Source organism: Methylobacterium sp. Gmos1, from assembly GCF_053764715.1.
Window position 1 is genome coordinate 1 of the sequence record NZ_JBSNCC010000007.1, and the last position, 20,285, is coordinate 20,285.

General features: G+C 71.5%; 14 protein-coding genes and 2 riboswitches. Of the genes, 6 read left to right on the forward strand and 8 right to left on the reverse strand.

Annotated features, from left to right (window positions below):
* Nucleotides 1-295: 295 nt before the first annotated feature.
* Nucleotides 296-1,465 carry a TRAP transporter substrate-binding protein gene (locus tag ACS5PV_RS15460; protein ID WP_455396225.1) on the forward strand — a complete coding sequence of 390 codons (1,170 nt, stop codon included), beginning with the start codon at nt 296-298 and terminating at the stop codon, nt 1,463-1,465.
* A 44-nt stretch (nt 1,466-1,509) separates the two neighbouring features.
* Complete coding sequence (locus ACS5PV_RS15465) at nt 1,510-4,242, forward strand: bifunctional diguanylate cyclase/phosphodiesterase (protein ID WP_455396226.1); 2,733 nt, start codon at nt 1,510-1,512, stop codon at nt 4,240-4,242.
* Between the two features lie 17 nt (nt 4,243-4,259).
* Here ACS5PV_RS15465 and ACS5PV_RS15470 read toward each other — a convergent pair whose 3' ends face one another.
* From ACS5PV_RS15470 to ACS5PV_RS15485, 4 genes are all read right to left on the reverse strand, one after another.
* Nucleotides 4,260-5,456, reverse strand: a complete 1,197-nt coding sequence (locus tag ACS5PV_RS15470; RefSeq protein WP_455396227.1) for a YbfB/YjiJ family MFS transporter — start codon at nt 5,454-5,456, stop codon at nt 4,260-4,262.
* Nucleotides 5,457-5,519: 63 nt separating this feature from the next.
* The gene (locus ACS5PV_RS15475; protein ID WP_455396228.1) at nt 5,520-6,386 is read right to left on the reverse strand and encodes a 2,3,4,5-tetrahydropyridine-2,6-dicarboxylate N-succinyltransferase; all 867 of its coding nucleotides are present in this window, start codon (nt 6,384-6,386) and stop codon (nt 5,520-5,522) included.
* 260 nt (nt 6,387-6,646) lie between these two features.
* Nucleotides 6,647-7,510: an intradiol ring-cleavage dioxygenase gene (locus tag ACS5PV_RS15480; protein WP_455396229.1), complete on the reverse strand. Its 864-nt coding sequence runs from the start codon at nt 7,508-7,510 to the stop codon at nt 6,647-6,649.
* A gap of 170 nt (nt 7,511-7,680) precedes the next feature.
* Nucleotides 7,681-8,754 (reverse strand): alpha/beta fold hydrolase, encoded by a 1,074-nt coding sequence (locus ACS5PV_RS15485; protein WP_455396230.1) that lies wholly within the window; start codon nt 8,752-8,754, stop codon nt 7,681-7,683.
* 436 nt (nt 8,755-9,190) lie between these two features.
* A riboswitch (glycine riboswitch) is annotated at nt 9,191-9,288 on the forward strand.
* Nucleotides 9,289-9,291: 3 nt separating this feature from the next.
* Nucleotides 9,292-9,384, forward strand: a riboswitch (glycine riboswitch).
* Between the two features lie 56 nt (nt 9,385-9,440).
* Here ACS5PV_RS15485 and ACS5PV_RS15490 point away from each other — a divergent pair.
* The 3 genes from ACS5PV_RS15490 (at nt 9,441) to bhcC (ending at nt 13,982) form a co-directional block, all read left to right on the forward strand.
* Nucleotides 9,441-10,709, forward strand: coding sequence for a D-amino acid dehydrogenase (locus ACS5PV_RS15490; RefSeq protein ID WP_455396231.1), 1,269 nt, complete (start codon nt 9,441-9,443; stop codon nt 10,707-10,709).
* A 505-nt stretch (nt 10,710-11,214) separates the two neighbouring features.
* A complete protein-coding gene (locus ACS5PV_RS15495) occupies nt 11,215-12,549 on the forward strand; it encodes an MFS transporter (RefSeq protein WP_455396232.1) in 1,335 nt (444 codons plus the stop codon).
* 236 nt (nt 12,550-12,785) lie between these two features.
* Nucleotides 12,786-13,982: a 3-hydroxy-D-aspartate aldolase BhcC gene (gene bhcC, locus ACS5PV_RS15500; RefSeq protein ID WP_455396233.1), complete on the forward strand. Its 1,197-nt coding sequence runs from the start codon at nt 12,786-12,788 to the stop codon at nt 13,980-13,982.
* A 40-nt stretch (nt 13,983-14,022) separates the two neighbouring features.
* On the opposite strand, the gene ACS5PV_RS15505 is transcribed toward bhcC, so the two are convergent.
* The 3 genes from ACS5PV_RS15505 to ACS5PV_RS15515 all read right to left on the reverse strand — a co-directional run bounded on the left by ACS5PV_RS15505 (nt 14,023) and on the right by ACS5PV_RS15515 (nt 16,356).
* Nucleotides 14,023-15,429 (reverse strand): diguanylate cyclase, encoded by a 1,407-nt coding sequence (locus ACS5PV_RS15505; protein WP_455396234.1) that lies wholly within the window; start codon nt 15,427-15,429, stop codon nt 14,023-14,025.
* A 340-nt stretch (nt 15,430-15,769) separates the two neighbouring features.
* A complete protein-coding gene (locus ACS5PV_RS15510; protein WP_455396235.1) occupies nt 15,770-15,949 on the reverse strand; it encodes a hypothetical protein in 180 nt (59 codons plus the stop codon).
* Nucleotides 15,949-16,356, reverse strand: a complete 408-nt coding sequence (locus ACS5PV_RS15515; protein WP_455396236.1) for a hypothetical protein — start codon at nt 16,354-16,356, stop codon at nt 15,949-15,951. The genes ACS5PV_RS15510 and ACS5PV_RS15515 overlap by 1 nt, the downstream gene beginning before the upstream one ends.
* Before the next feature lie 355 nt (nt 16,357-16,711).
* Here ACS5PV_RS15515 and ACS5PV_RS15520 point away from each other — a divergent pair, with 355 nt between their 5' ends.
* Nucleotides 16,712-17,995: an NAD(P)/FAD-dependent oxidoreductase gene (locus ACS5PV_RS15520; RefSeq protein ID WP_455396237.1), complete on the forward strand. Its 1,284-nt coding sequence runs from the start codon at nt 16,712-16,714 to the stop codon at nt 17,993-17,995.
* Nucleotides 17,996-18,173: 178 nt separating this feature from the next.
* Here the strand turns inward: ACS5PV_RS15520 and ACS5PV_RS15525 are convergent, their stop codons facing one another.
* Nucleotides 18,174-19,982, reverse strand: coding sequence for a flavin-containing monooxygenase (locus tag ACS5PV_RS15525; RefSeq protein ID WP_455396478.1), 1,809 nt, complete (start codon nt 19,980-19,982; stop codon nt 18,174-18,176).
* Between the last annotated feature and the right edge of the window lie 303 nt (nt 19,983-20,285).

A 20,285-nucleotide genomic window follows, 5' to 3' on the forward strand; every position in this document is an offset into this window, starting at 1 on the left:
TGACGCGTCCGATGTCGGTCCGTCCACATCTGCTCTTGCCTCCGCCCGGCCAGGCGGAGCCCAGGTTGTTCTCAGCAAGACAGATGGGGACGGACGGCAGAGGGCCTCAAACAGGCTCTCAGGGTCCGAGCTCGGCTCAGCCTGAAAGCCATGATGCTTCTACTCGCGCGAGCTCGCGATTTCATGCACGCGCATAACGGATGGAAGCTTTGATGGCGGCGCTCGGTTAGCGAATTCATAACGGGTCGTGGCGATACTGGGCCGTGAACGATGCCGCGGGGCAGGAGCCCAGCTCATGGCCGAGCCACCCAACACGAGGCGCGAGGGATCCGCGCGCCCGAACGCCATCCGGTCCCTGCGGCGGGGAAGGGTGGCGGTTTCCCTGGCGGCGCTCGCCGCGGCGCTGGTCCCGTGGCTGACGGGCTCCGGTGCCTCGGCCGCGGAGCCGGTGCGCCTGACGGTGGTCGGGGGCCTTGCCGGCGTGAGCCAGTACCGGCTGCTCGAACAGCCGTTCTGGCAGACGGAGATCGGCGCGCGCACCGGCGGCCGCCTCACCGTGAGCATCCGCCCGTTCAACGAGAGCGGCCTGCGCGGCGAGGACATGCTCCAGCTGATGCGGCTCGGCGTGGTGCCGTTCGGCACGGCATTGCTGGCCGTGGCGGCCGGGGACGAGCCCGAGCTCAACGCCGTCGACCTGCCGGCGCTCAACCCCGACATGGCGGCCCTGCGCCAGACCGTCGGGCATTACCGCGAGCACCTGAGCCAGGTGCTGCGCGAGCGCTACGGCATCGAGCTTCTCGGCATCTACGCCTATCCGGCGCAGGTCCTGTTCTGCACCCGCAAGTTCGAGGGCCTCGCCGACCTCGCCGGCCGGCGCATCCGGACCTCGTCGGTGGGGCAGTCCGAGCTGATGGCGGCGCTCGGCGCGATGCCGGTCATCATCCCCTTCGCCGAGACGGCGGCGGCCCTGCGCGACGGCGTCGCCGATTGCGCGATCACCGGGACCCTCAGCGGCTACGAGATCGGCCTGGCGGACGTCGCGACCCACGTCCACGCCATGGCGATCAGCTGGGGCATGTCGTTCTTCGGCGCCAACATCGCGGCCTGGCGGGCGCTCCCGGCGGACCTGCGCGACGAGGTGCGCCGGGGCGTGGCCGATCTCGAGCAGCGCATCTGGACGCAGGCCGAGGAGGACACCGCCCGGGGCCTCGCCTGCGCCACCCAGATGACTTCTCAAGTGACTTCGCAAGGGACCTCGCAAGCGACCTCGCAAGCGACCTGCCGGGGCGCGCCGCGAAAGCCGATGACGCTGGTGCCGCTCTCCACGCGCGACGCCGAGCGCCGCCATCGCCTCCTCACCGAGACGGTGCTGCCGCGCTGGATCGAGCGCTGCGGCGAGGCCTGCGTCGGCGCCTGGAACGCCACGCTGAAGCCCGCGCTCGGGGTGACGGCGAAGGCGGAGTGAGCAAGGCGGAGTGAGCCTGTGACCGGGACGGCGGCTGGCGACTGATGATGTGGCGCAGAATCAAGCTGGCGATCGCCGCCGGCACCACCCTCATCCTGCTGCTGCTGGCGGCCGGCACGGCGCTCATCCTGCACAATGGCGAGCGGACCGCCCGGCAGGCGGCGCAGGCCGGCCTCGAACGCGCGGCGCAAGGCGTTGAGGCCGCGTTCAACCGCCAGGTCCTGCAGGTCGACGGCGCCCTCGCCAGCCTGCCGACGCTCTTTGCCGGCTCGGGCGCGGCGATCACGCCGGCGACGGCGACCCAGCTCCTGCGCGGCCTGAACTTCCAGACCCTGGCGTTCCGCGACCTCTACCTCGTGCGGGCCGACGGGACGATCTGGGCCGGGACCCGGCAGCGGGGGGCCGGCCGGCCGCTCCCGTTCGGCATGGCGGAGTTCAACCAGACCCGGACGACCGGCTCGAGCGCGATCCTCGGACCGGTGCGCAACCCGGTCACGGGCGACTGGTCGCTCTATGTCGGGCGCCAGATCGAGCTGCCGCAGGCCGGCGAGATCCTCGCCGTCGCCGAGGTGCCGCTGCCGGTCCTCACCCGCGGCCTCGCCGAGACCGGCCTCCAGGCGGGCTTTCGCGTCGCGCTGCAGCGCCGGGGCGGCCAGCTGATCGCCAGCCTGCCGCACGACGAGGTCAATATGGGCCGGGTGCAGGCCCCGAGCCTCGACGGCCTGCGCAGCGACGGCCGCACCTTCGTCCCGCCGGCGACCGACGGATCCGAGGCGGCCTTCGCGGTCGTCCGGCCGACGCTGTACGGCTCCATCTTCGTCGGGCTCGGCGTCCCGCAGGCCGTCGCCCTGGCCGATTGGCGCCGCAACCGCGTGCGGCTCGTCGCCACGGTCGGCGCCGGCGCCCTCCTGATCACCGCCTTCGCGGTCGCGCTCCTCGTGGCTCTGCGCGGCCGCGAGCGGCTCGATGCCGAGCGCACCCGCGCCAGCACGGTCCTGACGAACGCCATCGAGGCGATGTCGGACGGCTTCGTCATGTGGGACGAGAACGACCGCCTCGTGACCTGGAACCAGCGCTACCGCGACCTCTACGCCACCACTGCCCCGTTCATCGTCAAGGGCGCGCGCTTCGAGGACGTGATCCGCCGGGGCGCCGAGCTCGGGCAGTATCCGCAGGCGGAGGGCCGCATCGACGAGTTCGTGCGCGAGACGGTCGCCTGGCACCGCGCCGGCAGCGGCACGGTCGAGCGCCAGCTTCCCGGCGGGCAGTGGCTGCTCATCACCGAGCGCCGCACGGCCGACGGCTGCATCGTCGGCATCCGCACCGACATCACGGCGGTGCGCTCCGCCCTCGCCGACCTCGCGAGCGCCAACCAGCGCGCCAACGAGGCCGCCGAGGAGGCGATGCGGCAGAACGCGATCCTGAGCGAGCGCGAGAGCCGGATCCGCTTCCTCGCCCACCACGACCCGCTCACCCGGCTGCCGAACCGGGTGCTGTTTCGCAGCGAGCTGGAGGAGGCCCTGGGGCCGGCCTCCGGGGAGGGCGGCGTCGCGGTCCTCTACCTCGACCTCGACCGCTTCAAGGACGTCAACGACACGCTCGGCCACCCGGCCGGCGACGAGCTGCTGCGCCTCGTCGCCGAGCGCCTCCAGGCCTGCATCGGCCACCGCACGATCGTGGCCCGGCTCGGCGGCGACGAGTTCGCGCTGATCTGCGCCTCGCCCGATCTGCCGGCCGAGGCCGAGGCGTTGAGCCGGCACCTGATCGCGGAGCTGCGCCGGCCCTTCGACGTGTTCGGCCACGCCGTCGTCACCGGCGCCAGCATCGGCATCGCCGTCGCGGCCGCCGGCGACCGCGACGGCGACACGCTGCTCAGGCATGCCGACCTCGCGCTCTACCAGGCCAAGGCCGCCGGCCGCGGCACGGCCTGCCTGTTCGCCGACGACATGGGCGCGCGGCTGCACGAGCGGCTCGCGATCGAGGCCGACCTGCGCGTCGCCCTCGCGAGCCACCAGCTCGAACTGGCCTACCAGCCGATCTACGACCTCGCGCAGGATACCCTGTGCGGCTACGAGGCCCTGCTGCGCTGGCACCATCCGGTGCGCGGGGCGGTGAGCCCGGGCGTGTTCGTGCCGATCGCCGAGGAGACCGGGCTGATCGTCGAGATCGGCGCCTGGGTCCTGCGCCGCGCCTGCACCGACTTCGCCGCGCTGCCCCGGTCCTTGCGGATCGCCGTCAACCTCTCGCCGGTGCAGCTCGCCAGCGCCACCATCGTCGCCGACGTCACCGGCATCCTCGCCGAGACCGGCCTCGACCCGGAGCGCCTGGAGCTGGAGATCACCGAGACCGCCCTGTTCACCAAGGGCTACGAGAACGGGAAGGCGCTCGAGGGCCTGCGCGGGCTCGGGGTGCGCGTCGTGCTCGACGATTTCGGCACCGGCTACTCGTCGCTGAGCCACCTGCACAACGTCCCGCTCGACAAGATCAAGATCGACCGCTCCTTCGTGCGGGACATGCCCGAGAGGGCCGACAGCGCGGCGATCGTCAAGGCGCTCGCCGGCCTCGCGAAGGAGCTCGGCATGTGCACCACCGCCGAGGGCGTCGAGACCCCCCGCCAGCTCGCCCTGGTGCGCGAGGCCGGCTGCACGCAGGTCCAGGGCTACCTGCTCGGGCGGCCCCAGCCGATCCTGCGCGTCGTCGAGGCGGTGGCGGCCGCGTCCGGGACCCTGGGAGGCCCGGCCTCCGGTCCGGTCGCGGGCATCCGGGCCGCGAGCTGAAACCCAAGCCTGGGCTCTCAGGCCCCGCTCGCCTGGGGCAGGACGGGCGCTCCGGCGGCCCGGCGCGGATCGGCCGCGAGGGCGAGGAGGGCCGCGAGGGCGAGGGCTCCGGCGGCGAGGTAGCTCGGCAGCGCGAAGCTGCCGGTGAGATCCGCCAGCGCCCCGGCGATCGTCGGCGCGATGATCGAGCCGAGGCCGAACGAGGCGGTCATCACCGCGACCACCTGGCGCCTGCGGGCCCCGGCGAGGGACCGGGCGGCCATGATCCCGAGCGCCGTGATCGGCACGAAGGTCCCGCCCAGGAGGGCGGCCGCCACCATCGCACCGCCGGCGCCGGTCGCCACGACGCTGCCGACGACGCCGGCGGCCTCGGCGGCGAGCGCCAGGCTCAGCGTCGGCACGACGCCGATCCGGCGGCCGAGCCAGGTCCACGACGCCACCGAGGGAATCGCCGAGACGCCGACGACGAGCCAGATCGCCGATTCGAAGGGGCGCAGGTCGGGCGTCGCCCGGACGATCGTCACCAGGAAGGTCGCGGTGGTGACGTAGCCGAGGCCGAACAGGAAGTAGGAGGCCAGCAGCGCGGAGAGCGGCCGGTCGAGAGTGAGCCCGCCGCGCTCCGCGGCCGGGGCGGCGGCGTGGCCCTCCGGCGGCACCAGCGCGCCGACCACCGGGGTCGCGAGGAGGGCGGTGAGCCCGACGACGAGCCAGGCGCCCCGCCAGTCGGCGCCGAGCGCCCCGGCCGCGTTCACGAGCAGCGCCGAGAGCACGATGCCGGCCCCGATCCCGGCGAAATGCAGCGAGGACAGCCCGGAGCGCCCCATCGCGGCGAGCCGGTCGAGGATCACCGTCGAGGCGAAGACGAGCACGAAGGCGCTCGCCACGCCGCCGACGAAGCGCAGCGCCAGGAAGGTCGGGACGTCGCCCGCCGCCGCCATCAGGATCGTGCTGACCGCGCTCGCGGCGAGGGAGACGACGAACCAGCGCCGCGGCGAGCCGCGCAGGGCCGGCAGCGCGGCGCCGAGCGCGCCGACGAGGTAGCCGAGGAGGTTCGCCGAGGCCAGCAGGCCTGCTTGCGCCTTGGTCAGGGCGAGGTCGGCGGCCATCCCCGGCAGGATCGGCGTGTAGGAGAAGCGGCCGATGCCCATCGCGACGGCCAGCGCGATGAGCCCGCCTGACGCCAGGCGCAGGGGGTGGATCGTCGGAACCGGCATGCGGAGCCCCGTTCGTGAGGAAGGTCCGATCGCGGCCGCCCCCGCCGGGGCCGGCCGCCGCGATCACGCCCGGAACAGGTCGTTGACGCAGGCCTTGGCGCGGGTTTTGGCGTCGACGCGCTTGACGATCACGGCGCAGTGCAGGAGCGGGCCCGGCGAGCCGTCGGCGAGCGGCTGGCCCGGGAGCGAGCCCGGCACCACCACCGAGTAGGGCGGCACCGCGCCGCGGAACACCTCGCCGGTCGCCCGGTCGATGATCTTCGTCGAGGCCGACAGGATGGTGCCGGCGCCGATGACCGAGCCCTCGCCGACGATCATCCCCTCGACGACGCTGCATTGCGCGCCGACGAAGCAATCGTCCTCGATGACGACCGGGCGCACCTGGCGCGGCTCGATCACCCCGCCGAGGACGACGCCGGCCGAGATGTGGACGTTGCGGCCGACCTGGGCGCAGGAGCCGACGGTGGCCCACGAGTCGATCATCGTGCCCTCGTCGACCCGGGCGCCCCAGCTGACGAAGCTCGGCAGCAGCACGACCTTGCGGGCGACGTGCGCGCTGTAGCGCACGAAGCAGCCCGGCAGGGCCCGGAAGGCGGCGGCCCGGAACTGCGCCTCGCCCCAGCCGGCGAACTTCGAGTGCTCCTTGTCCCACCAGCACGCCGCCCCGGGCCCGCCCTCGACGAGCGAGTAGTCGCCGATATGGGAGGCGACCATCAGGGCGTTGATCAGCCACTCGTTGACGCGCCAAGTCCCGTCGACCTTCTCGGCGACGCGCAGGGTGCCGTCGTCGAGCCGGGCCATCGCCTCGTTCACCGCCGCGCGAACCGGGCCCTCCATCCCGACATAGAGCTGCTCGGGATGCGCCCACGCATCGTTGACGATCTGCGCGAGATCGACGGCGTGCTGGTTGTTGACGAGATGCATGGTCATGGCGGCGGCCCCAGGATCGTTACTGATTTCCTAACATCGACGTGTGCATTCGTCATGACATCGGCGGGGCCGGAAGGGGCCGAATTCGCTGGTTTGGGTCCGTTCTTTAAAGATTGGTTAACGATGCAGGCGGGGATGGCAGTCGAGAACCCGCGAGGTCGCCATAACCGGAGATGCGCCGGTCCAGGGCCGCGGATCGGGTGAGACGGCCCCGTTCGCGGGGTCTTCGTCCGGGTTTCGTGCCTCCCGGGCCGGGGTAGTCAGGCGGCCTTCAGGCCGAAATCGTAGGCGAGATGCCGGAATGATCGCTCCACCTTTCGCCCGTCCGGTGCCGTCCCCGGCGGATGCTCGGCGAACTCCGCGATCAGCGAGGTCTTCACCCCGAACACCGCGTCCGAGTCGAGCCACGGGCTGTCGGCGGAAAAGACGTGGGTGATGAGCGTCTCGTGGCCGGGCGCCGCGATCATGAAGTGCACGTGGGCCGGCCGGTTCGGGTGGCGGTGGGTGGCGTTCAGCATCTCGCCGACCGGCCCGTCGGCGGGGATCGGGTACCAGGCCGGCATGACGGTCCAGAAGTGGAAGCGGCCTTGCCGGTCGGTGCGGAACCGCGCCCGGCCGGCGAGCCCGCCGAGCGCGTCGAGCTGCTGCACGTCGTAGGCGCCGTCGTCGTCGGCGTGCCAGACGTCGACGGTGGCGCCGGCGAGCGGCTCTCCGTCCGCGGAGGAGACCGAGCCGGTGACGAGGAGCGGCGTGCCCTCGAGCGGGCCGGCGATGTCGGCGCCGTTCGGCCGCTCGGGCGCCTCCTCGACGTAGAAGGGGCCGAGCACCGTGGTCTCGGTCGCGCCCTGCGGCATGCGATGGTTGATGGCGTCGACCAGCATCGAGACGCCGAGCGTGTCGGAGAGCAAGATGAATTCCTGCCGGTGCGCGTCGCAGGTCTGCCCGGTGCGGGTCAGGAAGGCGATGCCGGCCTGCCACTCCTCGAAGGTCAGGTCGGTGTCGCGCACGAAGTCGTGCAGGTGGCGCACGAGGCTCGACAGGACCGCCTTCAGGCGCGGATCCGGCGTCTCGGCGAAGCGGTCGATCACGGCCTGCGTGATGGTGTGCTCGTTGAAGTCGCGCATCGGCGCCTCTCCGGTCGCGGGGGTATGGTCTCCCGGGCGCCGTCCCGAGCCCGCCCCTCCGGACGATGTCGCGAAGGCGGCGGCCGGGATCTGCGGCGGAACGGTATCCGGGAGCATCGTCCGGTGCGGCACCGGCGGATGCCGGCGCCGCCGTGTCGTGGCGGGGCGGCCTACATCGCCCGCTTCGGCGCGGCTCGCAGGAAGTCCTGGAGCTGCTGCTTGTAGAATCGGGCAAAGCCCGTGGTGCCGTGGCCGCTGGTCTCGGTGCTCGCCGGGATCAGGTAGAGACGCCCGTTCTTCAGGCGCTTCATCTCGCGCTCCATGATCCCGGTCTCGGGCGGGTTGCGCTCGTCGTCCGCCGAGTTGATCGCCAGCACCGGCGCCGAGATCGCCTCCAGGCCCGGGGAGGGGTCATAGCCGCGCGACGAATCCCACTGGTAGACGTAGTCGTTGGCGTCCGCGGTGAACGGCGCCGCCAGGCGGGCATCGACGAGCTTGTCGGCGAGCTCACCGGTCGGCGCCTGCTTCTGCAAGGCCAGCGTGCCGCCGCTGGTGGCGAGGGCGAAGAACACGTTGGCGACCCGCAGCGACGGCGGCTGGGTCGTGTAGGCGCCGTTCGCGTAGGCCGGGTCGCGCCGGATGGTCTCGGTCAGGAGCCGGCGCAGCATCCAGTTGCGGCTCGCCATCTCGCTCGGCTGCGACGCCATCGGCACGAGGGCGTCCATGAACCCGGGATGCTTCACGCCGAGGATCCAGGCGTGCATCCCGCCCATCGAGTTGCCGATGACCAGCCGGACGTGCTTGAGGCCGAGATGCTCGGTGACCAGCCGGTACTGCGCCTCGGCCATGTCGTCGTAGTTGTAGCGCGGGAACTTCGCCTTCAGCCCGTCGGAGGGCTTCGACGACCGGCCGTGGCCGATCGCGTCCGGGAGGATGATGTAGTGCGTCGCCGCGTCGAGCGGCTGGCCGGGGCCGAACAGCTCGCCGGCGAAGCCGGGCGTCAGCATGCTGGCCGCCGAACCGGTGGTGCCGTGCAGGACGACCACCGGCTCGCCCTTGGGATCGCCCACCGTGGTGTAGTGCAGGCGCAGCTCCGGCAGCACCTCGCCGGTGTGGAACGTGAAGTCCTTGATCGTCCAGTCGCCCTCCCGGGGCGCCGGGTAGTCCGCGGCGAGCGCCGCGAGCGCGACCAACGACAGGGCCGCGGCCGCCGTCGCGGTCCGCAGCACACCCAAGGCACCCATGACGTTTCCTCCGCAACATTGGTCTTTTGTTTGAACGGCCGGCGAGTATCGCGCCCCGGGCCGGGACGGGCAACAGGCGTGCGCGGGGCACACCGGAGCCGCCGATGATCGTGGGCGGTCCTCGCCATCATTCCTTGCAGGAATGGCAGTGTTCCCGAACGGTCTTGAACAGCGGCTGGCGCGTCGTCCAGGGTCCGCCCGGACGGGAAACGCCACGCTCGACCCCGATGCAGCGGCCGACGGATCGTCCACGGGCTCGCACGACACGGCCGGACCGCCCCGCGGTCCGGCCGTGTCGGCGTGCGCGCCGTTCAAGACTGCGATGTTGTTTGGCAAGTCGATGCATGTCTCGTCTTCGTCTTGTCGTTCCGCAAAAATTGCCGTCGAATTCGACTTGACGACTAGGGCAGGTGCCGATACGAGTGTCGACGTCCACTACGACGATGCGGGAGAGATCGAGGGGCTTCGCGCACCCTCGGCGCCGACGGAGCAACCGCCCCGGAAACTCTCAGGCAGAAGGACCGTGTCGTCAGGACGATCTGGAGAGAGGCGGCTGCAACAGGCCGTCCACCGAAGGGGATGTCTGCCTGCGCCAGCGGGCGGACGACGCTCTCAGGTACCGTGACAGATGGGGCGCATGGGCGGGGTCATCCCGCCTTCGCACGCGTTCACGGAAAGCCAGATCCATGCCCCACATCGCCGTCATCGGCGCCGGCATCACCGGCGTGACCACCGCCTACGCGCTCCGCGAGCGCGGCTACGACGTCACGGTCCTCGACCGGAACCGCTACGCCGGCATGGAGACCTCGTTCGCCAATGGCGGCCAGCTCTCGGTCAGCAACGCCGAGGTCTGGAACAAGGCGGCGACCATCCTCCAGGGCCTCAAGTGGATGATGCGGCGCGACGCGCCGCTGCTCGTCAACCCGAAGCCGAGCTGGCACAAGTATTCCTGGATGGCCGAGTTCATCGGCCAGATCCGGCACTACGAGGCCAATACCGTCGAGACCGTGCGCCTGGCGCTCGCCGCCCGCCGGCAGATGTTCGCCATGGCCGAGCGCGAGGGCATCGACTTCGACCTGGAGCAGCGCGGCATCCTGCATTTCTACCGGGACCGCGCCGGCTTCGAGAAGGCGCTCGCCGTCAACACGCTCCTGCGCAAGGGCGGGCTCGCGCGCGACCCGGTCGGCCCCGACGAGATCCGGTCCATCGAGCCGACCCTGCAGGGGACGTATCACGGCGGCTTCTTCACGCCCTCGGACTCGACCGGCGACATCCACAAGTTCACCCGCGGCCTCGCCGAGGCCTGCGCCCGGCGCGGCGTCGCCTTCCTGTACGATTCCGCGATCGAGGCGATCGTGCCGGCGGGCGAGGGCTGGCGCATCCGCCGGCGGTCCTCCGCCGGCGACGACCGGGCGGCCCCCGCGATCGCCGAGCCGCTCGACGTCGACGGGGTGGTGATCTGCGCCGGCTGCGCCAGCCGGGACCTCGCCGCCGGGCTCGGTGACCGCCTCAACATCTATCCCGTCAAGGGCTACTCGATCACCGTGCAGCTGCACACGCCCGAGAGCCGGGAGGCGGCGCCGCAGGTCAGCATCCTCGACGACGCGACGAAGATCGTGACGAGCCGCCTCGGCCGGGACCGGTTCCGCGTCGCCGGCACGGCGGAGTTCAACGGCTTCAACCGCGACATCCGGCACGACCGGATCGAGCCGCTGGTGCGCTGGACGCGCGAGCAGTTCCCGCGCGTCGCGACCGACCGGGTGGTGGCCTGGAGCGGCCTGCGGCCGATGATGCCCGGCATGCTGCCGCGGGTCGGGCCGGGCCGGCAGCGGGGCATCTTCTACAATACCGGGCACGGCCATCTGGGCTGGACCCTGTCGGCCGCGACGGCGCAGATCGCCGCCGACGCGGTCGAGGGCGGCCTGCCGGTCGAGGGACGCCGGCTCGCCGCCTGACCGCGCACGCGGGCCCCGCGCCCGGCAGGGCTGTCCGGCACAAGGAAGAGGCGCGGTGTTCTCCTCTCCCCGCGGGCGGGGAGAGGGCTGCGTCCCCGTTCAGGAGATGCAGCGAGGCCGTAGGGCGAGGGTGAGGGGGTGTTTCCGGAGGAGCCACGTTCGGCAGCACCCCCTCACCCTCGCTCCGGCTGCGCCTCCGCTTGCCGTGTTCCCTGAACAGGAACACGGCCCTCTCCCCGCCCGCGGGGAGAGGGGATTGCCGGCGCCACTTCCGTCTCCGGACAGCTTTGCACGCCCGGGGGAGGCGCGCCCGACATCCTGGCCAGGGTGCCCCGCCTTCGACACGAGATGCTTGCTGCACGGCGCAACGCGTGCCGTGCATCAGGCCGAAACATGCCCACGCCAACCATGCGCGGGCAGGAACCATCCGCGCGACGACCACGACGCAAGAATCACGACGCAACGATTACAACGAGCGAGCCGCGACCCGGCCGGAGGAACGCCCATGAATACTGCCACGAATGCCGCCCTTCTCACGCCCCTGCCCGGCGCAGCGGCGGCCGCCCCCGTCTCGGACGACGCCGCGCGCCGGCGCGGCGTCGTCGCGGCCGTCATCGGCAACACCCTCGAATTCTACGACTTCACCACCTACGCCTTCTTCGCCGTCACGATCGGCCGCACCTTCTTCCCCACCGGCGACGCCTGGGTCAGCCTGCTCGCCTCGGTCGCGACATTCGGTGTCGGCTTCGTCACCCGGCCGATCGGCGGAGTGTTCATCGGCGCCTATGCCGACCGCGCCGGCCGCAAGCCCGCCATGATGCTCACCATCGGGTTGATGGCGGTCGGCATGCTGATGCTGGCGCTCACCCCCGGCTACGCGACCATCGGCATGGCCGCGCCCGCACTGATCGTGGTCGGGCGCCTGATCCAGGGCTTCGCGCTCGGCGGCGAGGTCGGCCCCTCGACCGCCTACCTCATCGAGAGCGCGCCGCCGGGCAAGCGCGGCCTCTACGCGAGCTGGCAGCTCGCGAGCCAGGGCCTCGCGACGCTCGCCGCCGGCGCGATCGGCCTCGCCCTGTCCCTGGCGCTGACGGCGGAGCAGATGCAGGACTGGGGCTGGCGCGTCCCGTTCCTGCTCGGCCTGCTCATCATCCCGGTCGGGGTCTACATCCGGCGCGCCATGCCGGAGACCGCGGGCGAGGGGGCGGGGCACGCCGAGGCGACGACCGGTGCCGTACTCTCGCGGCTCCTGCGCGATCACGGCGGGAAGCTGGCGCTGATGGTGCCGATCCTGCTCTGCGGCACGGTCTCGACCTATGTCGGCAACTACATGACCACCTACGCGATCACGACGCTGAAGCTGCCGGCGAGCCTGTCGATCGCCGCGACGGCGGTGGTCGGACTCTGCGTCCTCGTCTTCTCGGTGCTGGCGGGCGCCCTCGCCGACGCCTACGGCCGGCGCCTGGTGATGATCGTGCCGCGGGTCCTGCTGCTTCTCGCCGCCTATCCGGCCTTCCTGCTGATGACGCGGGATCCCGGCCCCGCCACGCTTCTGAGCATGTCGGCCCTGATCGCGACGCTCGGCGCGATGAGCGGCGCGGCGAGCCTGGTGGCGATCCCCGAGCTCCTGCCGCGCAGCGTGCGCAGCGCCGGCCTCTCGGTGGCCTACGCCTTCGTCGTCACGGTGTTCGGGGGCACCACGCAGCTCGTCGTGACCTGGCTGATCGGCGTCACCGGCGACCCGCTCGCGCCCGCCTACTACGTCATCGCAACGAGCCTCCTCGGCGTCGCCGCGATGCTCGCGACGCCCGAGACGCGGGCCGGGGCGCTGTCCGCGTGAGCATCGGTCCGACAGCCGGGAGCGGCCGCCGCCCGGGCGGCCGACCGGTTCGGCAGCGAAGGTGATGCAAGACCGGCAAGGCAAGACCGGCAAGCCAAGATTGGCCAGGCAAGATTGGCAAGACGAGCACGGCACGGCAAGCACAGTCGTGCCGCGCGTCCCTGCTCGCGGGGCGCGGCCGTCCCCCGCCGCGCCCCCGGGCACGACGAACCTCCGGCAGTGAAGGAGACGAGCCCATGACCGCCGCCCCGCAGGCCGCCCCGCAGGCCGCCCCACTTGCCGACCCGTTCGCCGGCCTCGAGGTCGGCTACGACGTTCCGGCGCTTCCCGGGATGCGCGAGGACGAGATCCAGACGCCCTGCCTGATCCTCGATCTCGACGCGCTGGAGCGCAACATCCGCCGGATGGGCGACCACGCCCGGGCCCACGGCATGCGCCACCGCGCCCACGGCAAGATGCACAAGTCGGTCGACGTGCTGCGCCTCCAGCAGGATCTCGGCGGCGCCGTCGGCGTCTGCTGCCAGAAGGTGTCGGAGGCCGAGGTGTTCGCCCGCGCCGGCATCACCGACATCCTGGTCTCGAACGAGGTGCGCGATCCCCGGAAGATCGACCGCCTGGCGCGGCTGCCGCGCTACGGCGCCCGGGTCACCGTCTGCGTCGACGATCCGGCCAACGTCGCCGACCTCTCGGCGGCGGCGCAGCGCCACGGCACCGAGCTCGATTGCTTCGTCGAGATCGATTGCGGCGCCGGCCGTTGCGGCGTCGGGACCGCGCCCGAGGCGGTGGCGATCGCCCGGGCGGTCGCGGCCGCTCCCGGCCTGCGCTTTGCCGGCCTCCAGGCCTACCAGGGGGCGATGCAGCACATCGAGCGCCACGACGAGCGCCGCGCGCAGTTCGACGCCGCGCTCGCGCGGGTCCGGGAGACGGTCGACGCCCTGACGGCGGACGGGCTTCCCCCTGAGATCGTCAGCGGCGGCGGCACCGGCAGCTATGCCTTCGAGAGCGGCTCGGGCGTCTACACCGAGATCCAGTGCGGCAGCTACGCCTTCATGGACGCCGATTACGGCCGGATCCGCGACGGCGACGGCACGCGCCTCGACAGGGGTGAGTGGGAGAACGCGCTGTTCATCCTCACCAGCGTGATGAGCCGCGCCAGGCCCGGCTTTGCGGTCTGCGATGCCGGGTTGAAGGTCCAGTCGGTCGATTCGGGCCTGTCCGTGGTCTACGGCCGGACCGACGTGACCTACGTCAAGTGCTCGGACGAGCACGGCGTCCTCGACGATCCCGACGGCGTGCTCGCGGTCAACGAGAAGCTGCGCCTCGTGCCCGGGCATTGCGACCCGACCTGCAACCTGCACGACTGGTATGTCGGGGTGCGCGACGGCCGGGTCGAGACGCTCTGGCCGGTCTCGGCGCGCGGCAAGGCCTATTGAGGCGATCGGCGGATCGAGGGTCGACGCTGCCGCTTCCGCCTCACGCCGCCCCGCGCCCGGCACGCTTGGCGGCGTAGAGCGCCATGTCGGCCTCGTGCGCGCAGGCCTCGAAGCTCGTCCGCGGCCGGTGCAGGGCGACGCCGCAGGACATGGCGAGCGGCAACACGGTGCCGTCGTCGAGCGCCAGGGGCTCGCGGCGCAGGGCCTCCTGGAGGCGTGCGGCGATCGCGCCCGCCCGGTCGAGGCCGAGGCCGGGGAGCAGGACCAGGAACTCGTCGCCGCCGACGCGGCCGATCGCGTCGTGCTCGCGCAAGCCCGCGCGCAGGACCGCCACCAGATGGACCAGCGCCCGGTCACCGACGGCGTGGCCGTGCCGGTCGTTGACCTGCTTGAACAGGTCGAGGTCGAGGGCGATCAGGCTCGACGGTGCGCGGGCCGGGTCCTGCATCGCCGCGACGGCCGCGTCGCGGAACGCCGCGCGGTTGAGCGCGCCGGTCAGCGGATCGGTGGCGGCGAGGCGGGCGAGCACCGCCTCCCGCTCGCGCAGGGCCTCGGCGCTCCGCGACAGCGAGGCGAGGCGCGCGCCCCGCGCGGAGAGGGCCGCGGCGACGGGCAGGCCGGTCAGAAGGAGGATCGCCAGGAAGACCTGGAACAGGACCGCCTGCTCGCGCGGATCCGGCGCGATGGCGGCGATCGGGCCGCGGCCGTCCAGGGTCGCGACGGCGCCGATGCCGGCCACGATCAGCACCGAGAGCGTCGTGCCGAGCCGCCCGACCCGGAACGTCGCCAGCATCACCGGGCCGAAGAGCACGAACAGCATCGGCCGCACGGTGACGAAGAACACCCCGTAGGCGACCGCCGCGGTCAGCGCCTGCACGCCCAGCGCCTCGGCGCGCTGGCGCCAGTCCTTGCCGGAGAAGCAGCGCAGATACTCGCCGCCGAGGACCGCCGAGAAGAACGGCGTCAGGATCAGGAGGCCGAGGCCGTCGGCGAGGAGCCAGGCGGCGAAGGCGTCCAGCACGTCCTGCCCGAACAGCAGCCAGGTGGTGACGGCGCCGCCGACCCCGCTCAGCGCCGGGGCGACGCCGCCGCAGACCAGGATGAACCGCCCGACGACGGCGGGTGTGCCGAGGAGCCCGTCCTCGGCCAGGGCGGGCCGGAGCAGCCGGGCGGCGACGCCGATCTCGACGAGGTTGCACAGGGCGTAGAGACCGTGGCCGAGGCTCGGCCCCCGCATCGCCGTGTTCGCCGCCACGTTGGCCAGGAACCCGGCGACGAACACCCCTGTCCCCGAACCTTGGCGACGGCCGAGCAGGGCGGCGAGGAGCACGGCGTTGGCCGGCCACACGGCCGCCACGTCGCGGCCGTCGCTCGTCAGGTGGATCGTGCCGGCGGCGAGCACGAAGGACAGGAGGCCGACGATGCAGTCTTCCAGTCTGGCTGTCACGGAAGGTCCCACGGGGATCGACGTCGCGTCGCGTACGGGAACGGAAATCGTTCCTCGTATGAGATGGCGGGGCCGTTGACGGCAAGTTAATAGCGGGAATGACTAGCTATAATGCAGACGAGTGTATGTCTTTTGGTCAGGTTATGTTGCGTTATGTGGGTCGTTGGCGCAACTTGAGATTGCCGGAGCTCGTATCTCGTCCGGCCGGATCGTGCGTCTCAGTCGGCCCCCGACGAGGCCGAGCCCGCCTCCACGCGCCGATATCCGACTGGCCTCGACCGCGGACACCGTGACCCGGCCCGGGCAGGCGTGGATCCGGGATGCAATCGTCTCATGGATCTCACCCGCTGACGGGCGTGCGCATCGTCTCCCGTTCCCGGTTCGCCGGGTGGCCGTCGCGCAGCGCTTGACGGTCCCGATCGATCTGCGCCGCGCCGCGCTTGATCGCGCGGGAACCGAGCCAGGCCGCGAACACGGCGACCAGGGGCGGGACGAAGAGCAGGAGCCAGTAGCCGTCCATTACCGCAGCCCTTCCAGCATCGATCGCGCCCACCAATGTAGGCTCCCGGCCACCAAAGCCCAAACGATCATGGTGATGGCCGTGACCTGACCGGTCGGCGGCGCCGCCGCTAGCGGGAAGCTGAGGCCGATCACCGGCAACACGAAGCCGCCGCCGAACAGCGCGACGGCCGTCGTGTTCCTGGCCGTTGCGGTCAGCTTCGTCTTCTCGTTGTGGATCAGCACCCGACGCTTCAGGTCCTCGGCATCCGGCGAAGGAGCTGGTGCTGGCGGAATATCGGGCTCATCCCTCGGCCGAGGCTGGTCGGCCATTGGTAGCGGGGATGCATCGGCTGGAGCTGACGGAGACTCGGTGAGAACCTTGCGGATCGCCGCAAGAATGTCCTCGATGGAGCGATCTGACGCCATTTGCATTGCGCCTTGTCCAGGTGGAATACGCAGCGTGGCACTTGCCCGGAAATATCGATTTATATACCTCTGCGGCAGAGTCAAATAGTAGCTGAAGAAGCGGCAAAAATTTCAGAGATTGTTTGGTTTTATCGACGGTGTTGGTACCCTGCGAGGTATTCGCGGTTTTGGAATGCCCCCGAGGGTGTCAAGACTGTGCCGGCTCATCAAGCAGGCTCTCAGCGGCAGGCATGGCTGTCAGGGGCGAGAAATGGTGCGGCCGGATTCACGCCTCCGGCCCCGACATCGGCTATGCCTGTCCCGCCGGGCGATCCGCGGCGGTCGCCGGCGAGACCGGTCCCGAGAGTGGCGAACCATGAACGACGATCCGCGCAGCCACGGCCTCTGGGAGCGATCGGCGCCCCCGGCCCCGCCGACGACGCCCCTCGACGGGCGGAGCACGGTCGACGTGGCGGTGGTGGGCGGCGGCTTCACCGGCCTGTCCGCCGCCCTGCACCTCGCGCAGGGCGGCGCCCGCGTCGCTGTCCTCGAAGGGGTCGAGATCGGGTTCGGCGGCTCGGGCCGGAACGTCGGGCTCGTCAATGCCGGGATGTGGGTGATGCCCGACGACCTGCCCGCCGAACTCGGGCCTCTCTACGGCCCGCGCCTCCTCGACCTGCTCGGGCGTGCGCCCGCCGAGGTCTTCGCCCTCGTGGAGCGGCACGGCATCGCCTGCGAGCCCGAGCGGCAGGGCACGCTGCACTGCGCCGTGGGGCAGGCGGGCCTCGCGGAGGTGCAGGAGCGCGCCCGGCAGTGGCAGGCGCGCGGCGCGGACGTCCGGCTGCTCGACGCGGAGGAGACCGCCCGGATGGTCGGCACCCGGGCCTATGCGGGCGCGCTTCTCGACGGGCGGGCCGGCACGATCCAGCCGCTCGCCTATGCCCGGGGCCTCGCGGGTGCCGCGATCGCCGCCGGGGCCCGGATCCATACGGCAAGCCCGGTCGTCGCCGCGACCGACCAGGGCGGAAGCTGGCGCCTCGACACCCCGCACGGCAGCCTCGAGGCGTCCCACGTCGTCGTGGCGACCAACGCCTATACCAGTGCGGTCTGGCCGGAGATCCGGGCCGAGCTCGTCCACCTGCCGTACTTCAACATGGCGACCGCGCCGCTCGGTGACAACCTGCGCCGCTCGATCCTGCCCGAGCGCCAGGGCGCCTGGGACACGAGGAGCGTGCTGAGCTCGTTCCGGTTCGACCGCCGGGGCCGCCTGATCTTCGGCAGCGTCGGGGCCCTGCGCGGTCCGGGCCTGGCGATCCACCGCGGCTGGGGCCGGCGGGCGCTGGCGAGGCTGTTTCCGCAGCTCGCCGGCGTGCCGTTCGAGACCGAGTGGTACGGCCAGATCGGCATGACGGCGAACAACCTGCCGCGCTTCCACCGCCTCGGCCGCAACGTGATCTCGTTCAGCGGCTACAACGGACGCGGCATCGCGCCCGGCACCGTCTTCGGCCGCTGCCTCGCCGATCTCGTCTCGGGCGAGATCGGCGAGGGCGACCTGCCGCTGCCGGTCACCGATCCGGTCGCGGCGCCGCGCCGGCGGCTGAGGGAGGCCGCCTACGAGGTCGGCGCGCAGCTCGCGCACCTGACGGAGGCGCGGTTCTGATCATCGCGTGATACCAACGGTCGTTGCAAACGACCTTTGGTTCCGTTCTCGAATTTTCGCCAAGCTTCTGGCTTGGTGTCGAAAATTTGAGATGGGTCAACGGCCTCGTCGATCTCGGGCCTGCCCGAGATCGAAGTTGATGCGTCAGCATCTTAGGCCGTTGGTATGAGCCGTCGGCTCAGGCCGCGTGGTGCGTCTCGGCCAGGGCGTAGACCGGCGTGTCGAGCCCCTCCATCCGGGCCTTGAGCTGAAGCGCGAGGTAGAGCGAGTAGTGGCGCGACTGGTGCAGGTTGCCGCCGTGGAACCACAGGGCCTCCTGCCGGGTCGGCTTCCACATGTTGCGCAGCTCGCCCTCCCAGGGGCCCGGATCCTTGGTGGTGTCCGAGCCGAGGCCCCAGCACTTGCCGACCGTGTCGGCGACCTCCTGGCTGATGAGCTTGGCCGCCCAGCCGTTCATCGAGCCGTAGCCGGTGGCGTAGACGATCACGTCGGCGGGTAGCCGCGTGCCGTCCTCCAGCACCACCGCGTCCTCGGTGATCTCGCGCACCTTGCCGTGCGCGAGCTTGATCTTGCCATCGGCGATCAGGTCGGAGGCGCCGACGTCGATGTAGTACCCTGAGCCGCGCCGCAGGTACTTCATGAACAGGCCCGAGCCGTCGTCGCCGAAATCGAGCTTGAATCCGGCTTTTTCCAGCCGCGCGTAGAACTCGGCGTCGCGCTTCCGCGCCGCCTCATACACCGGCACGTGGAACTCGTGCATGATGCGGTAGGGCACCGAGGCGAACAGCATGTCGGCCTTGTCGGTGGTGATGCCCTTGGCCAGCGCCTCCTCCGAGTACAGGCCGCCGAGGGCCAGCTCCATCAGCGTGTCGGACTTGACGATGTGGGTCGAGGAGCGCTGCACCATCGTCACGTCGGCGCCGTTCTCGTAGAAGTCGGCGCAGATGTCGTGGGCCGAGTTGTTGGAGCCGATCACCACCGCGCGCTTGCCGCGATAGGCCTCGCCGCCCGGATGCCGGCTCGAATGGTGGCTCTCGCCGCGGAAGCGCTCCATGCCGGGATAGCTCGGCAGGTTCGGCACTCCCGACATGCCGGTGGCGAGCACGAGGTGCTTGGGGCGCAGGGTCAGCCGCTCGCCGTCGCGGGTCAGCGCGACCTCCCACTCGCCCGCCGCCTCGTCGTAGCGCGCCGACTGGACTTCCGTCCTCGACCAGTAGTTCAGCTCCATGACCTTGGTGTACATCTCCAGCCAGTCGCCGATCTTGTCCTTGGCGGCGAAGACCGGCCAGTGATCGGGGAAGGGCAGGTAAGGCAGGTGGTCGTACCAGACCGGGTCGTGCAGGTGCAGCGACTTGTAGCGCTTACGCCACTGGTCGCCCGGCCGGTCGTGCTTGTCGACGATCAGGGCCGGCACGCCGAGGCGCTTCAGCCGGGCGCCGAGCGCGATGCCGCCCTGGCCGCCGCCGACCACCAGCGCGTAGGGCTGGCGGGTGCGGCCGAGCTCGGCCTCCTCGTCGCGCCGCCGCTCCGCCCACGAGCGCCGCCCGGGCTCGACACCGTGATGCACGCCCCGCTCGCGCCGCGGGCCGCCCGGCTCCTCGTGCCCCTTGAGTTCCCGCGCCGCGGTGAGCAGGGTCCAGGCCTCCTCGCCCTTCAGGCGCAGGTAGCCGCGCCCGCGCAGGGTGGCGGTCTCGAAGGCGATCCAGGCCTCGGTGACGCCGTCGGCCTCGCTCGCCGCCTCCTCCAGGGTGAAGCTGCCGGGCGAGACGGCGCCGAGCTGCGCCTCCAGCATGTCGCGGATCGCCCCGCGCCCCTCCAGGGTGGTGATGTTCCAGGTGAAGGCGACGAGGTCGCGCCAGAAGCAGGTCTCGGCGAACAGAGCCGCCGCCCCGGCGGCGTCGCGCGCCTTCAGGGCGGCCTCGAACCGGTCGAGCCAGGCGATCACCCGCGCGTCCGCGGGCGACAGGCGCTCGACATCCCGAACCATGGCGTCCATGGGGTTTCCTCCTTTTGTTATGCGGGGCGGGTTTCGCAAGCGCTGTGCCAGGGCAAGGTCGAACGGAGGTTACACTTCGCCGGTAGTCTCACTGAGACTGATTGACCGTTCATCCCTCCTGCGACCTCATCCTGAGGTGCGGAGCGATCGAAGATCGCGGAGCCTCGAAGTAGGCCTCCAGATCTCCTCAAGATCCCTGGAGGCCTACTCCGAGGCTCGTTTCACTCGCACCTCAGGATGAGGTCGTGGGGAGGACGGGCGATGTCTGAGTGTTCGTGACGATCATCTCGACCG